At 42.9% G+C, this 14,352-nt stretch carries 13 protein-coding genes, 1 other RNA gene, 1 pseudogene and 1 riboswitch; of the genes and pseudogenes, 3 read left to right on the forward strand and 12 right to left on the reverse strand.

Features of this window, described 5'->3' with window-relative positions; all coding sequences use genetic code 11:
• Nucleotide 1 precedes the first annotated feature (1 nt).
• From ACOAOT_RS09885 to ACOAOT_RS09905, 5 genes are all read right to left on the reverse strand, one after another.
• Nucleotides 2–1,378: a nickel-dependent hydrogenase large subunit gene (locus ACOAOT_RS09885; RefSeq protein WP_420216839.1), complete on the reverse strand. Its 1,377-nt coding sequence runs from the start codon at nucleotides 1,376–1,378 to the stop codon at nucleotides 2–4.
• 1 nt (nucleotide 1,379) lies between these two features.
• Nucleotides 1,380–2,276: a hydrogenase small subunit gene (locus tag ACOAOT_RS09890; RefSeq protein ID WP_420216840.1), complete on the reverse strand. Its 897-nt coding sequence runs from the start codon at nucleotides 2,274–2,276 to the stop codon at nucleotides 1,380–1,382.
• A 15-nt stretch (nucleotides 2,277–2,291) separates the two neighbouring features.
• The gene (locus tag ACOAOT_RS09895) at nucleotides 2,292–2,948 is read right to left on the reverse strand and encodes a cytochrome b5 domain-containing protein (RefSeq protein ID WP_420216841.1); all 657 of its coding nucleotides are present in this window, start codon (nucleotides 2,946–2,948) and stop codon (nucleotides 2,292–2,294) included.
• Nucleotides 2,949–3,042: 94 nt separating this feature from the next.
• Nucleotides 3,043–3,495, reverse strand: a complete 453-nt coding sequence (locus tag ACOAOT_RS09900) for a hydrogenase maturation protease (protein ID WP_420219408.1) — start codon at nucleotides 3,493–3,495, stop codon at nucleotides 3,043–3,045.
• A gap of 84 nt (nucleotides 3,496–3,579) precedes the next feature.
• Entirely contained in the window at nucleotides 3,580–4,872 is a 1,293-nt protein-coding gene (locus tag ACOAOT_RS09905; RefSeq protein ID WP_420216842.1) for an alpha-galactosidase, read from the reverse strand.
• 101 nt (nucleotides 4,873–4,973) lie between these two features.
• Here ACOAOT_RS09905 and ACOAOT_RS09910 point away from each other — a divergent pair, with 101 nt between their 5' ends.
• Complete coding sequence (locus ACOAOT_RS09910; RefSeq protein WP_420216843.1) at nucleotides 4,974–5,834, forward strand: helix-turn-helix domain-containing protein; 861 nt, start codon at nucleotides 4,974–4,976, stop codon at nucleotides 5,832–5,834.
• Here the strand turns inward: ACOAOT_RS09910 and ACOAOT_RS09915 are convergent.
• The 6 genes and pseudogenes from ACOAOT_RS09915 to ACOAOT_RS09940 all read right to left on the reverse strand — a co-directional run.
• A pseudogene (locus ACOAOT_RS09915) lies at nucleotides 5,835–6,110 on the reverse strand (sigma-70 family RNA polymerase sigma factor); the annotation flags it as partial.
• Nucleotides 6,111–6,300: 190 nt separating this feature from the next.
• Nucleotides 6,301–7,479 carry a phosphoribosylaminoimidazolecarboxamide formyltransferase gene (locus ACOAOT_RS09920; RefSeq protein ID WP_420216844.1) on the reverse strand — a complete coding sequence of 393 codons (1,179 nt, stop codon included), beginning with the start codon at nucleotides 7,477–7,479 and terminating at the stop codon, nucleotides 6,301–6,303.
• Between the two features lie 14 nt (nucleotides 7,480–7,493).
• Complete coding sequence (locus ACOAOT_RS09925) at nucleotides 7,494–8,207, reverse strand: IMP cyclohydrolase (protein WP_420216845.1); 714 nt, start codon at nucleotides 8,205–8,207, stop codon at nucleotides 7,494–7,496.
• A 54-nt stretch (nucleotides 8,208–8,261) separates the two neighbouring features.
• Nucleotides 8,262–8,344: riboswitch (ZMP/ZTP riboswitch) on the reverse strand.
• A gap of 59 nt (nucleotides 8,345–8,403) precedes the next feature.
• Complete coding sequence (locus tag ACOAOT_RS09930) at nucleotides 8,404–9,765, reverse strand: ABC transporter permease (protein WP_420216846.1); 1,362 nt, start codon at nucleotides 9,763–9,765, stop codon at nucleotides 8,404–8,406.
• Entirely contained in the window at nucleotides 9,755–11,590 is a 1,836-nt protein-coding gene (locus tag ACOAOT_RS09935; RefSeq protein WP_420216847.1) for a COG1361 S-layer family protein, read from the reverse strand. The genes ACOAOT_RS09930 and ACOAOT_RS09935 overlap by 11 nt, the downstream gene beginning before the upstream one ends.
• Nucleotides 11,577–12,296: an ABC transporter ATP-binding protein gene (locus ACOAOT_RS09940; protein ID WP_420219409.1), complete on the reverse strand. Its 720-nt coding sequence runs from the start codon at nucleotides 12,294–12,296 to the stop codon at nucleotides 11,577–11,579. The genes ACOAOT_RS09935 and ACOAOT_RS09940 overlap by 14 nt, the downstream gene beginning before the upstream one ends.
• 243 nt (nucleotides 12,297–12,539) lie before the next feature.
• Here ACOAOT_RS09940 and pyrB point away from each other — a divergent pair, with 243 nt between their 5' ends.
• Together pyrB and ACOAOT_RS09950 are read left to right on the forward strand one after the other, a co-directional pair.
• Complete coding sequence (gene pyrB, locus ACOAOT_RS09945) at nucleotides 12,540–13,463, forward strand: aspartate carbamoyltransferase (protein ID WP_104437572.1); 924 nt, start codon at nucleotides 12,540–12,542, stop codon at nucleotides 13,461–13,463.
• Nucleotides 13,457–13,882, forward strand: a complete 426-nt coding sequence (locus ACOAOT_RS09950; RefSeq protein WP_420216848.1) for an aspartate carbamoyltransferase regulatory subunit — start codon at nucleotides 13,457–13,459, stop codon at nucleotides 13,880–13,882. Before pyrB ends, ACOAOT_RS09950 begins: the two co-directional genes overlap by 7 nt.
• 77 nt (nucleotides 13,883–13,959) lie before the next feature.
• Here the strand turns inward: ACOAOT_RS09950 and rnpB are convergent.
• Nucleotides 13,960–14,305: RNase P RNA component class A (rnpB, locus tag ACOAOT_RS09955), an RNA gene on the reverse strand.
• Nucleotides 14,306–14,352 lie beyond the last annotated feature (47 nt).

The following is a 14,352-nucleotide window of genomic DNA, read 5'->3' on the forward strand; positions in this document are numbered from 1 at the left end:
GTCAGACAACCGGAATAATTTTAGTGGTTTTTCCGGGGATGATTACATGAGTGGCACAGGAAACGCAAGGATCAAAGGATCTGATAATTCTTCCTATTTCAACTGGCATCGATTCATCTTTCACCGGTGCGCCCATAAGCGCCTGTTCTGCTGTTCCCTTTTTCTCTCCTGTCTGAGTGGATAAGTTCCATGCAGATGGAGTGATAATCTGGTAGAACAGGATTTTTCCATCCTCAATTGTCAGCCAGTGTCCAAGTGCTCCTCTGGTTGTATCGACGAGCCCCCTTCCATTCGCCTGAGCCGGTATCACATATTCCTGCTGCATGGGCACATCTGGAATCAGATTCTCCAAAAGAGTATTCATAATCTGGGTTATTTTTTTCGCTTCCAGAACCCGTGCAATGGTTCTGTCCATGACAGATATTCCATGTCTGTACTCTCCTGACAACCATTGCCTTGCCAATGGGCCCACTTCAAAAGGGACCCCGTTGTATCTGGGAGCCCTGATCCAGGAATAAGCTTCTGGCTTCTCCCTGTCCGGCTCATTGGCTTCATTAAACCAGGCATATTCGTCTGACTGGGTAATGAGGTTCGGATCAAAATGGGAATACTGCTCATTTGTATAAATATATGGATCTACATATAAAGTCCCAAGCTCCTTATAATGCTGAAAGCAGCCATAAGTTAAAAGATTACGATAGCCTCCGCCAAAATGATAATACTCCGAATAATAGGCCGCTATTTCGTATACATCCGGCAGCATTTTTTCAGTAATAAATTTTTCAATCCCAAATAGTATGGATTTAATGGCTATAATCATATCAGCGGTTACGGGAGATGTGATTCCTCCTATAAAAACGCCATGATTGTGAGGTGCCTTTCCTCCCAGAATTGCCAGCATTTTATGTGCATTCCTGCTATATTCCATTGATTCAAAATAATCATTTACCATGCGTTCATTCACATTGTCAGGCAATCGGTAATCGTTGTGATCCGTTTTAAAAAGAGGGTAGCCCTCCGGCAGTTTTATATAGTCTGGAAGTGTATACTGATAGAGATGCCTTAAATGATTCTGAAGAAATTCACATGCATGAAGCAGATCTCTTAAATATCTTCCCTGCTCTGAGGGTACAATCCCCAGAGCTTCTTCAAGGGCCAGGGAGGAGGCCATGGAATGGGCAGTTGAACAGATTCCGCAGATCCGCTGTGTAAAATAAACCGCATCCAAAGGTGCTCTGCCTGTCAGCATTTTTTCAAAGCCCCGGAACATAAGGCCTTTGGTACGTGCATCAGTAATAACATTATTTCCTACTTCTGCTGCTATCTCCATGAATCCGTTAATTCTTGTAACTGGATTGATGATAATTGTATCCGCCATATTACTCCTTCCTCATGGTATCATAAGTGATGAATGGTTCCATGGCATCTGGAAATCCAAACTGGGCGCAGCCAATGCAGGGCGTATCATCACCAATCGGCCAGTTTACGTGCCCATTCCATTTGCGGATCGGGCAGTCTGTCTGTGTCACAGGCCCCCGGCATCCCAGCATGTACATACAGGTTTCTTCTCCCAGCTTTGTTGCAAATATTCCAGAATCATAATAGGATCTTCTTGGACAACGGTCATGAATCGTTATACCATAAAACATCAGCGGCCGGTCCACTTCGTCCAGGGGAGGTTCCCCATACAGAATTAAATAAGCCACGGTTCCCATGAGCCAGTCCGGATGACAGGGACATCCGGTAAGCTTGATTACTTTCCGGTTGACAACATCTGAAATCCCGGTACAGTCTGACGGATTGGGTCTTGCCGCCGATACTCCACCGTAGGAGGCGCAGTCACCAACTGATATTACGTGGGTAGCACGTTCTCCCAGCCGTTTTGCTGCTTCAAGACCTGTTATCTGTCTTCCCTCATGACGTCCGATGATATGATAGAGTCCGTTGTCCCTTCTGGAAACAGCACCTTCCACTGCTAATATGTATTCATCCCCAATAATATCAAACAGCTGATCCATCGCCTCATTCCCTTCGGACGCGATCAGGCTGTTACTGTAGATAAAGTTGGTCATCTGCGTCATAAGGTACTGGAAATCCGGATCCTGACCATCCAGCATGGAAATGGTATTTCCTGTACACCCGTTTAATTCCAGCCAGACCAGATTGGGTTTGGTTCGTTTCTGACTTCCGATTTCTTCCATTGCTCTGGTTACCAGCTGTCTGGTTTCCTTCCATTTCATTTCTTGAAACGGACAAAATGCACGCTTTTTCTCCAACGGTAATCGCTCCCCCTATTCCTGAACCATATATCCTACAACAGGCAATACACTCAGTACCATTGCGCCAGGGTGACAGGAAGCAAACTCTGCACTTAAATCTCTGCCTGCTGAAAGCCCCCAGAAATGATTGCCTCCTGCCCATAACCGGTTATTGCTAACATTATAAACCACACCATTCACTGCAACATAAGCCGGGGCACCATTTTTCCCATCATATTGTGCCAGTTGTTCCAGAGTAAAATAGGTCAGAGGCTCTGGCTGTGGCGCGCCGGTTGAGCCGCCCGTTGCCCCCCCTGTGGAACCCCCCGTTGGACCTCCGGTCGGGCCAGTTACTTCTCCGGTCGGACCAGTTACTCCTCCGGTCGGGCCAGTAATTCCTCCAGTCGGACCAGTAATTCCTCCGGTCGGACCAGTAATTCCTCCGGTCGGGTTCCCCACACCGCCGCCTGTCTGGCCATTCATCTGACTGGCAGCCAGCCCATGCCCGTTCTCCTGCATCTGGCTCAATTGCCCGAAATAATAAACATGATTCTCAAGCATAATTAATTCACTGCTTAAATGATCCAGCACATCATTGCTGTTGTATAGATTGGAGCGCAGCTTTTCCACATCAGCATTTAATCTTTTTAAACTGCTGCCAAGATACGTCATGAGTAAATCCAAATCCATAATGTAACCTCCTTAGCTAATCTGTTAGAATATATGTGCAAGCCTGGTTTTTAAGCCCATTTTCCAAAGCATTTATAAAAGTAGCCCGATATAATTATCTTTTTTTTCCTTCTTTTGACAAGATTTCTCTTATCATATCTTCTGTCTTTCTGCAAATATGGGGAAACTGCCTTTTTAACACAGTACTTAACTCACAGCCTGGTGCAATTATGGCAGCCTCAATTCCAATTAAGTATCCTCTAACTGGAAAACGGTACAGTCTTATCATGTCAAGAAAACTCATATCATGCTGCATAGTGGGATTGGATACCTGCTCCATAATCTCCTCTAATGAAAAAATTTTAACAGATCCTGGCCGGTTCCCAGATGACATGGCATCTAAAATCAGTATAAAATCATCGGGGTTCAGAGAATAAAAGCACGCCTCACTATCCGTTTCTCCATAGATTATTTCAAGTTCCCTGCGAAGGAACCGTTTTTCAAGTTCTTCTGCGACTAAAATTCCAATCCCGTCATCCTTCATCAGCCGGCTGCCAACAGCGATCAGTTTCGTTCCTCATCCCTCCCTGTCCTATTTTTTTAAATATATGAAAAAGACATGGGAATATTCACACTCCCATGTCTTTTAAAATCAGGTTTGCTCATAACGACTGATCCTTGCCCCATGTCCTGGCACCTTTAATACCAGATCTTTTGATGTATTGGTAAACGTTTCACCTGTCCAGAGTTCTGTGAAACAAATACCATTCCAGTTTTCTTTTTCCAGCAAACCGGCTGAAATAACAATAATTCTTTCTTCTTCTAATAAATTGAACACGGCCAGATAATGAGAACCGCTCTTTTGGTTACTGCTGTACCAGATACAATGCTTCCCATCCCGGGCAAGCTGAATTGCTTTGCAATCATCACTAAGGAGTTCTAATACATCCGGGTTTGTAAGCAGAGTTTTTGTCCATTCATCCAACCGGGTAAGCTCCGCACCAATCATCAAAGGGGACCGGAATATGCACCAGAGTGACATCATTGTAATCTGTTCATCTTTGGTAAAACGGGTCAGACGTTCCTCTCCAAAGCCTTTCCCCAACATACCCACAGGAAGCATATCACAGTCCGGATAATTCCCCTGCCCCACATGATTCTGCCAATGCTCACACCGTTCAAACATCTGCTTTAACAAAGTCCAGTCGTCCCAAAAGTCATCGGTAATCCGCCACATATTAGCGTAAGCCTCATAATGCCATGCCTCTTTCAGCCGGGCGGGTCCCGGTGAAAGGCTAAGTACCATCTGCCTTCCGCTTTTATTCATTGCCTCATGAAGCATACGGATCTCTTCTTTTGCAGACGCTGCATCCATGCGGCAGATATCATCACATTTAATAAAATCCACCCCCCACTGGGCATACAGCTGAAAAATAGAATCATAATACGCCTGAGATCCCTCTGCCTCAGGGTTCACCCCATACATATCCGGATTCCATGAGCAGATGGAATAAGGATTTGATATCCAATCGGCTGTACGATCTGTCCCCCATATCTTCATCTTATTATGGGCTGCGATACGTGGAACCCCTCTCATGATGTGAATCCCAAATTTTAGACCCAGCCCATGGATATAATCAGCCAGCGGTTTAAAACCATGACCATATATAGAAGATGGAAAGCGATCCGGACACGGCCAAAGTCTGGAATATTCGTCTATTTCAACCTGACCGAAGGGAATATACTGGCACTCCTGCCGCCTGGTTCCGGCATTATGAGCATACCACTGAATATCAACCACAATATATTCCCAGCCATATTCTTTTAAATTCCGCGCCATATATTCCGCATTGGCCCGAACCTCCTGTTCTGTTACTGCTGTATCATAATAGTCATAGCTGTTCCACCCCATAGGGGGTTTTCCTGATGATAAATATCTGCTCATCTCATATCCTTTCCTGGTAATTTATTGATAAATCTGATATCATTATAACAACTGAACAGTCTATTACAAGAGTAAGAACACGATACAGGGAGGGTAATTTTTTGATCAACCAAGCTTGTCAGACATTTGGTTTTCTGGACCTTGACAGACAATGGAATGCACCACTGTTTCTCCTGGATTTTGGGTTGGAGCAGAGAAAAAATGAAACCTATGATTTTCAAAATAATAATCGGGGCAGTTATTCTGGTTATCTGCTTCAGTACACATTAGATGGTATGGGAATATTTGAATCAGAGGGGCAGAGAACCATTCTTTCTCCTGGAGATGCTTTTTTTATCACATTCCCAGATAGAAGCAGATACTATCTGGCTGAAAATAATTCATGGAAATACTTTTATATCCATTTTGACGGCGAAATGGGACAATATTTTTTTCAGCGGATACAGGCACTGACAGGAAAAACCTTCTCCATCCCCAATACAAGTCAGGCCATCTTACTGTTTTTAGAGGAATTCCAGGCAGTGAAATCAGGAAAAAAATACGGACGCTATGACAGCGGAATCTTTTTATACCAATTCCTGATCCTGCTTATGAGAGAACTGGAAACCCCCATAAAATCAGTTAAAAATGCCTGTGTGGAAGATGCAACAAAGTGGATGCAGAAAAACTATAAATATCAGATGGGGCTCTCTCAGATGTGCCGGGAGCTTGACGTGAGCCTTCCCCATTTAACAAGGCAGTTTCATTTGCAGACAGGTCTCTCTCCCATAAAGTATTTAACCAGTCTGCGCCTGGAACATGCATTATCCCTTCTTCTAAATACCTCAATGGGTCTTGAAGCCATAGCGACGGAATGCGGATACTCGGGCAGCAATTATTTCTCAAAGGTTTTCAGGAAAAACATGGGGATTTCTCCTGCTCAATACAGAGACCGGCATAATGGGCTGCAAAAGCCGTTATGATAGTATATCATTCTCCACACATTTCGCCGCATAAGTGGCCAGCCTTGATCCTCTGTCTGGATGAAAGGTATTAACAGCCTTGATTAAACCGATAGTCCCTACTGACAGGAGATCTTCCATATCATAGTCTGTATTCTGATACTTTTTTGCCACATGGGCTACAAGACGCATATTACGCTCGATGAGTGTGGCTCTCGCCTCCTGATCCCCTTCCTGGTATCGTTCCAGACACTCTCGTTCCTCTCGCGCAGTTAAAGGTTTGGGAAAAGTTTTCAAAGAAAGCCACCTTAAACTTACTTACTCCTATTTTATGCCGCCCTTATCTTTATAGTGCTTTTACAAAAAATATTAGCTGGTACTTATTTATTTACAAAATTCTCTCCGTTACTTTACATAATATTTTTATGTAAAGTAACTCCATTAAAAAAGGACCGGACAACAGTCCGATCCTTTACATCTCATATTATTAATGGTGGAACAGGCGGATTCCATTAAATGCCATTACCATACCATATTTGTTACAAGTCTCAATCACCTGATCGTCTCTGACAGAACCTCCTGGCTGAACAACGTATTTCACTCCGCTTTTATATGCCCGGTCGATGTTATCTCCAAATGGGAAAAACGCATCAGAACCAAGAGATACATCTGAAAGCTGATCAAGCCACTGCCTTTTTTCTTCTCTTGAAAATACAGGAGGCTTCTCCTTAAATACCTGCTCCCATCTTCCATCTGCCAAAACATCCATATCATCTTCACCGATATATACATCAATGGCATTATCCCTGTCCGCCCTACGGATGTCATCAAGGAATGGAAGTTCCAGCACCTTTTGTGCCTGTCTTAAATACCAGTTGTCCGCCTTGCTTCCTGCCAGTCTGGTACAATGAACACGGGATTGCTGTCCGGCTCCGATTCCAATCGCCTGTCCATTCTTTGTATAGCAGACGGAATTAGACTGGGTATATTTTAAGGTAATCAAAGAAATGATTAAATCAATTGCAGCAGCTTCAGGAATCTCCTTGTTCTCAGTTACTCTGTTTTCCAGCACTTCTCGGCCAATTTTAATTTCATTTCTTCCCTGTTCAAACGTAACTCCATAAACCTGTTTTTTCTCAATGGGCTCTGGATTATATTCCGGATCAATTGAAATCACATTGTAATTACCATTTTTCTTAGACTTTAATATGTTCAAAGCTTCCGGGGTATAGCCAGGTGCAATCACACCATCCGAAACCTCTCTCTTAATGATTTTCGCTGTATCTTCATCACAAATATCCGATAAGGAAATATAATCACCAAAGGAAGACATACGGTCTGCGCCTCTGGCTCTGGCATAAGCGCAGGCAAGAGGGGAAAGTTCTCCCATATCTTCAACCCAGTATATCTTTTTCAAAACCGGACTTAAGGGAAGTCCAACTGCTACTCCAGCTGGAGAAACGTGTTTGAAGGAAGCTGCCGCAGGTAATCCGGTGGCCTCCTTTAATTCTTTTACCAGCTGCCAGCCGTTTAATGCGTCCAGAAAATTAATATAACCAGGTTTTCCGCTCAAAACAGTTATTGGAAGATCCGATCCGTCTGCCATATAGATTTTAGATGGTTTTTGATTGGGATTACACCCATATTTCAGCTCTAATTCATTCATCTTTTGTACTCCTGCTATTCATTCTTATTTATTATACGGGTCTCAAAGGCACCTGTTTCAAGATCAATATAACGTACAAACAGCGATACCTTGTTCTCTTCATTCAGGCTTTCCCAGATCAGGGAAGTAAATTCATCCGGATCGGCTAAGACTTCCACCAGTTTTGGTTCCCCTTCAAAGCTTGGCAGGGGATTGCCGTCATGCATGTAAGTATGGATAAAATGACCTTCTCCAGGTACAGGATTCTCATAGGCGAAGGTAAAGCGGTTGCAGGAGGACGGATCCCCGTTATTACTCTTTAATATAGACATGGCATAGTTAAATCTTCCATCTTCCACATGCATAATGCCGGAGATACGGGGTGTATAATTGGGGCTGTCCGGCTCAAATTCCCTGCTGCGAAGAGCCTGTTCAAATGTGAGCTGAATATCCATGCCCTGATAGATGGTATCCGTCTGGTCTCCGTTTGTTACAATGGTTTTGTTGCCCAGCACACGCACCGGAGCGTAAATAATCAGACTGGGATCTGATAATTTTGAAGGATCGTAAGCCTGGGTACGGATTCCATCCCCATCTTCCACAAATACGCGGTTACGGCTGTTCACACTTCTTCCCATGATAAAATAAGCAGTTACTGCCTTCCTTCCATCTGGGGTTTTGCCAATAATTATCCCCCTTCCAGGATAGGAATTGTTTGTTAATTCATCCTTCAAAGAAACCAAATTCATGACTTTCAGTCCTCCATTTTCTATAAAGACGCAAAAAACCGCCTGGGCATCCCATAGCGGTGCCCAGGCGGTCGGCTTCAAAACGTAACGTGCTCCCCGTGGTTTTCTCCACTTATCCGCCAGTTGCACGTACCATGTCTAACATAATATATGATTATCGAAAAAATTGCAAGGTCTTTTTTAATTATTCCCGTTTTTATTCGTTGCGAATGGCAGCCAGAGGACTGAGTTTCATGGCTCTCAGGGAAGGGAAAAATCCGGCGGCCATACCTACAAAAACAGAAAATCCTACAGCAGCCAAAGACAGCCACAAAGGTATTCTGGATAAATCTCCTGGCATATCAGGCATAAAACGTCCTGCCAGAAACCGGTTTATAAGAAAAGAAACCCCGTAGCTGAAGGTAATACCCGTAATACCGCCAAGGAAGCCAATAAATCCGGATTCAATAAGAAACATATCTCTGATATGATTCATATCAAGCCCCAGTACCTTTAAAATTCCGATCTCCTTGGTTCTTTCATAGATGGACATCATCATCGTGTTGGCTATTCCGATGGCTGCGACAAATAAGGATACTGTTCCGATTCCTCCAAGCAAAGCCTGAACCATCTTTGCCTGCTTCTGGGATTGCTCCAGCCATTCCATATTGCTGTTTGCCTGATATCCCATATCTGTAATCGCCTTCTGTACCGCGGTTACATTCGCCATATCGTCCACCTCTACCACTGCCTGCTCATAGATAAAGTAGTTAAAAGGCTTCCCTTTTTTATTGGTAGGCTGGTTGGGAATTGGTTTTTTCTTATAGATCTGTTTTAACTGGGACTTGAGTGCATCCAAATCAACATAGACATTGTAGCTGTAATTGCTCCAGTCCTCTACACCTCCTGCTACCAGCCCTGCTGTCTTCAGCAGATATTTTTTAGGCGGCTTGACAGGAGTTTTTCCATCTTCTCCTGTCCCACCGTTCTGAGACTGATAATAGGCATCGGTGTCAAATACCACAAATACAGGTCTGTTCATAAAATCAATATCTGGAATCTTGGTTGGGTCATCGAAATAATCCTGATTTCTGCTTTTGGGATTACTAAATTGCCTGGGCACCATATTTCCAACCACCATCTGAAGTTCTTTCGTCCCCTTATCGGGAAGATGCCCCTGTTTTAGTGATATATTATCCATGTATTCAGGGGTTACTCCAATTACGGTGATATTGCCCTGATATGCACCCTGGCTCATGATTGTGTCTGTCTGCAAAAGCGGAGAGGCCGACTTAACATGATCCAGACCGGCAAACTGGGCAACCACACTATCTGTCATATAATTAGGTTCTTTTTTCCCTTCTCCCCCGTAGGATTGATTGGAATACACAGTGATCTCAGTCAGACTTCCATAAGAAGCATACTGTTCCATGGTAAGTTCATTAAAACCGATTCCCAGAGATACCATAACAACAATGGAAGCGGTACCAATTAAAACTCCAAGAACAGTTAAAAATGTTCTCATCTTTCTCCGTCTTAAATTGTTCACACTCATGGAGAGCAAATCACTAAATTTCATCGTTAATATCCTCTATGGCAGCCAGCTTCTTCTGCTTTCTTTTTTTCCAGATAAAAAAGGCTGCACCTGCGCCTGCCGCAAGCAGGACAACAACAGAAGGGATCAGGATCTTACCATACTTTGCAAACCCTGTAGGCTGGACATCTACAGGCTCCTCGCCCATATTCCCGTTATCTGCTCCTGTTTCTTCCGGCTCCGTTACCATCAATGTAACTTCTTTTTCTATGGGATCAGAAACGACTCCGTTTTCATCCTCATAGGTAATTAAAATCTTTATTTTTCCGTCATCTGCGGTTGGTGTGGTTCCGGTAATCATGGCATCCACATTACCTGTTTCACCAGGCTTAATATTTCCTATGTAGGTACTGGACTGCTGTATGGAATCTCCCACAAATGCCACCATGACATTATAGAGAAGAACCTTTCCTGTATTATTAACCGGGAACATAATATTGGTTTCTGAACCTGCTGCAATTGATTCCGGCATGATGTCGATGGTACCTGTATTTAAACGGGCCACCTGTTTTACCGGGATATTCACAGATATTTTTTCTTCCGCATTTTTAAATTCCGGGCTGTCGAATTTCTCATTAATTGTCAGTCCATAGGTTCTTTGATCCACCCATGCACCGGCACGAAGCTTCACCTTGACATCTGTGGTCTGACCCGCACCAAGGGAATTCACAACAACGGAGGAACTGCCTTCATCCGTTGTAAACACAGCACTATCCGTTACCTTCTCAGACTCCAGATTAAATAATATATTGCTTGCAGGAACGCTTTCTGATGCATTCTTCATGTGCAGGATAAGTTCAAATTCCTCTCCGGCAAAAACCTTCTCCGGAATGGTTTCAAATCCATCAACAACGATCCTGGCTTTGGTTCTGTCATTGATATTAAACTCTTTGGTTGCTTCTTCCTTCTCTTTGTTTTGTACCTTTACAAAAAACGTCTCTTCGGATTTCTGAATATCTCCATCGCTGCTGTCCCGGTATTCGATGTTAAATGTAATGGGATAATAACCGCTGTACACATCCTTTCGGATCATCATGCTGTAAGGAATGGAAATCGTCTCCCCGCCTCCGATCCGGTCGAAATGTTTGGTATAATTTCCATCGTTAATATCAAAAGGGAACTTTGTGCTGTCCTGGTTTACTCCCATTCGGACATTGACGTCAAAGGCAGTTAAATTAGAAGAATTGCGGACATTCATGCTATAATTCATCACTTCCGGGTAAGTTCCGAAAGGAGTGTTCTGACCCTCACCAAGTTCGAAACTGATGGTTCCTTCATTGGCTCCGGAAGAGGTTGTTGCGGATGATTTTGTAATCCAGATATTCACCTTTTCAGGTTTTCCAGAAGCACCATCATCTTTTGTTTTCGCATCTGTAACAACTTCTAAAGGCACTAGATAATACCCCTCAGCTATATCTCTACGGACTCTTGCAGTTAAACTAAATGTTTTAGAGCTACCGCTCTTTATATTTCCAAGTTTTTTATTATCAAATGTGTTTGAAGATATTTCAAAAGGAAATATGGATCCTGAGTATGTTGTAGTTTCATCCGCATCTTCTGTCGCTGAATATTCCTGTTCTGCTATATCTCTGTCAAATCTCACTGCTACGTTATCTAAATCATGATCTGTATTATTTGTAAAAACCATATTAATGGTAATATTCTCCCCAGTCTTTCCAGATGGAGTTTTTTTCACATCAATATATGTGTTTTTACTTAAATCATATTGTGCAAACGCTGATGCCGGAATGGCAGTAACCGCCATAATTAGAGCCAGCAGCCCTACAATCTTTTTCTTAACTCTGTACATCTTCTATATCCCCCTTAGTATCCTCGTGGTGCTGTTCTTCAATTTTAAATATCTTTCCATCTACTATGTGGAACTGTCTGTCTGCAAACCTGGCAATATAATTGTCGTGGGTTACCATGACAAGAGTCTGGTTCTGCTCTTTTACAATCTTCTGCATCAATGAAAGAACCTCTTTTGTGGTTTTGGAATCCAGATTTCCGGTTGGTTCATCGGCAAAAATAATTTTGGGATCAACAGCAAGTGCTCTGGCAATTCCCACCCGCTGCTGCTGGCCGCCTGACATCTCATTGGCCATATGGTTCATCTGTTTTTCCAAACCTACCAGTTTTATGTATTTTTTTGCTTTTTCATTCCGGATCTTTCTTGGTACACCACGAAATGACAGGGGAAGTGCAACATTTTCTACTGCATTCAATGTCTTAATCAAATTATAGGACTGGAAAATAAAACCCACATGCTTTCTTCTAAATGCAACCAGCTGATTCTCCGATAGTTTTTCGATGTGATTGTCTGCAATGACAATCTCCCCTTTTGACGGTTTTTCCAACCCCGCCATCATGTTTAAAAGTGTGGATTTTCCCGAGCCGGACGGGCCCACTATGGCACAAAATTCGCCTTTATATATCGTAAAGTCTACTCCGTTCAGTGCATAGACTTTGGTATCTCCCACCTTATACACCTTATAAAGATCCTTAACCTGAATCATGGGTGTTTTGTTTTCCACCACTGCAGCTTCCTCCTTGAAATATTCACGCAATCACATTATACAACAGGATTGGCAAATCCGATATTCTTTATTTTCTTAATCTTCCTTACATATTCCTTACACGTCCAGAAGTCTTTTTAAATCCCGTAAAAAATATTTAAAAAAAGAGTGGAAATATTTTAAACTATGCTTTATAATGGGATAGAATTTTAAACCATAACTCAGTGGATAAAGGAGATTCTTATGAGACATTTACTTAACCCGTTAGATTTCAGTCTGGAAGAAACCGGACAGCTGCTTGATCTGGCAAAAGATATTGAAGATAATCTTCCGGAATATTCTCATGTATGCAATGGAAAAAAACTAGCGACACTTTTTTATGAGCCAAGTACAAGAACCCGTTTGAGTTTCGAGGCTGCCATGCTTAATTTAGGAGGCAGCGTACTTGGCTTTTCCTCTGCCGATTCAAGTTCTGCTTCTAAAGGAGAAAGCGTCGCTGATACCATTCGGGTCATCTCCTGTTACGCAGATATCTGTGCAATGAGACACCCCAAGGAAGGCGCACCATTAGTTGCTGCAAACTACTCCGGTATTCCAGTCATTAACGCAGGAGACGGCGGACACCAGCATCCAACACAGACACTTACCGATCTACTCTCTATTCGTTCCTTAAAAGGCCGTCTGAACGATTTAACTATTGGTCTTTGCGGTGATTTAAAATTTGGCCGTACTGTTCATTCTCTTATCAATGCTCTTGTAAGATACGAAAACATCAAATTCATCTTAATTTCCCCCCCTGAACTGAGGGTACCTGAATACATCCGGGAAGATGTCCTAAGGGCCAACAACATTGAATTTATTGAAATGGACAGTCTTGACGATGCCATGCCGGATCTTGATATCCTGTATATGACACGTGTACAGAAAGAACGTTTCTTCAACGAAGAAGACTACATCCGTTTAAAGGACTGCTACATTCTGGATAAGAAGAAAATGAAGCTGGCAAAGGAAGATATGTATGTTCTTCACCCCCTTCCCAGAGTCAACGAGATCTCTGTAGAAGTTGATGATGATAAACGGGCTGCCTACTTTAAGCAGGCACAGTATGGTGTTTATGTACGTATGGCTCTTATCATGACATTACTGGAGGTAAATAAACCATGTTAAATATCGGCGGATTAAAAGAAGGTATCGTATTAGACCATATTGAGGCAGGAAAGAGTCTGGAAATCTACTATAATCTTGGACTGGACAAGTTAGACTGCCAGGTAGCTATTATTAAAAATGCAAAAAGCAATAAAATGGGAAAGAAAGATATTATAAAAATAGAAGGCGGTATGGATCATATTAACCTGGAGATCCTGGGATATATTGATCACAACATCACAGTAAACATTATCCGGGATAACGAAATTGTAGAAAAGAAGGCTCTCAGCCTTCCAAAAAAGATCACCAATATTATACAGTGCAAAAATCCACGTTGCATCACTTCCATCGAGCAGGGGCTTCCCCATGTTTTTTATCTCTCAGATGCCGAAAAGGAAACATACCGTTGCATGTATTGTGAAGAAAAATATAGCAGATAACAGAAAAGAGGGTAACGCCAAAATCACTGAACATGTGATAAAGCGTTACCCTCTATTTAATTGTCTAAATATTAAATGCTTTGAGTAAGACGATAAGCCGGGTTATGTCATTGAATGGCCATCTATCTAGGCCTGCCGTCGCCAGCAGGCTCAAGCGACCTACCCGGAAGCAGACGGGCCGCCTTATGCTTCCTGTTCGGTCTTGCTTCGAATGGGGTTTACATGGACCCCTCCTGTTACCAGGAGAGCGGTGGTCTCTTACACCACCTTTCCACCCTTACCGCAGATGCGGCGGTTTATTTCTGTTGCACTTTCCCTGGAGTCACCTCCGCCAGACGTTATCTGGCATTCTGCCCTGTGAAGCCCGGACTTTCCTCACCTGCAGCCTTTCGGCTTTGCAGCTGCGACCATTTGTCTTACTCAAAACCATATAAGTTTATCATAGTTCCAGTCATTTGTAAAGCTGCCTT

The sequence above is a fragment of the Lacrimispora struthionigena genome, from assembly GCF_048627165.1.
GTDB lineage: Bacteria > Bacillota > Clostridia > Lachnospirales > Lachnospiraceae > Lacrimispora.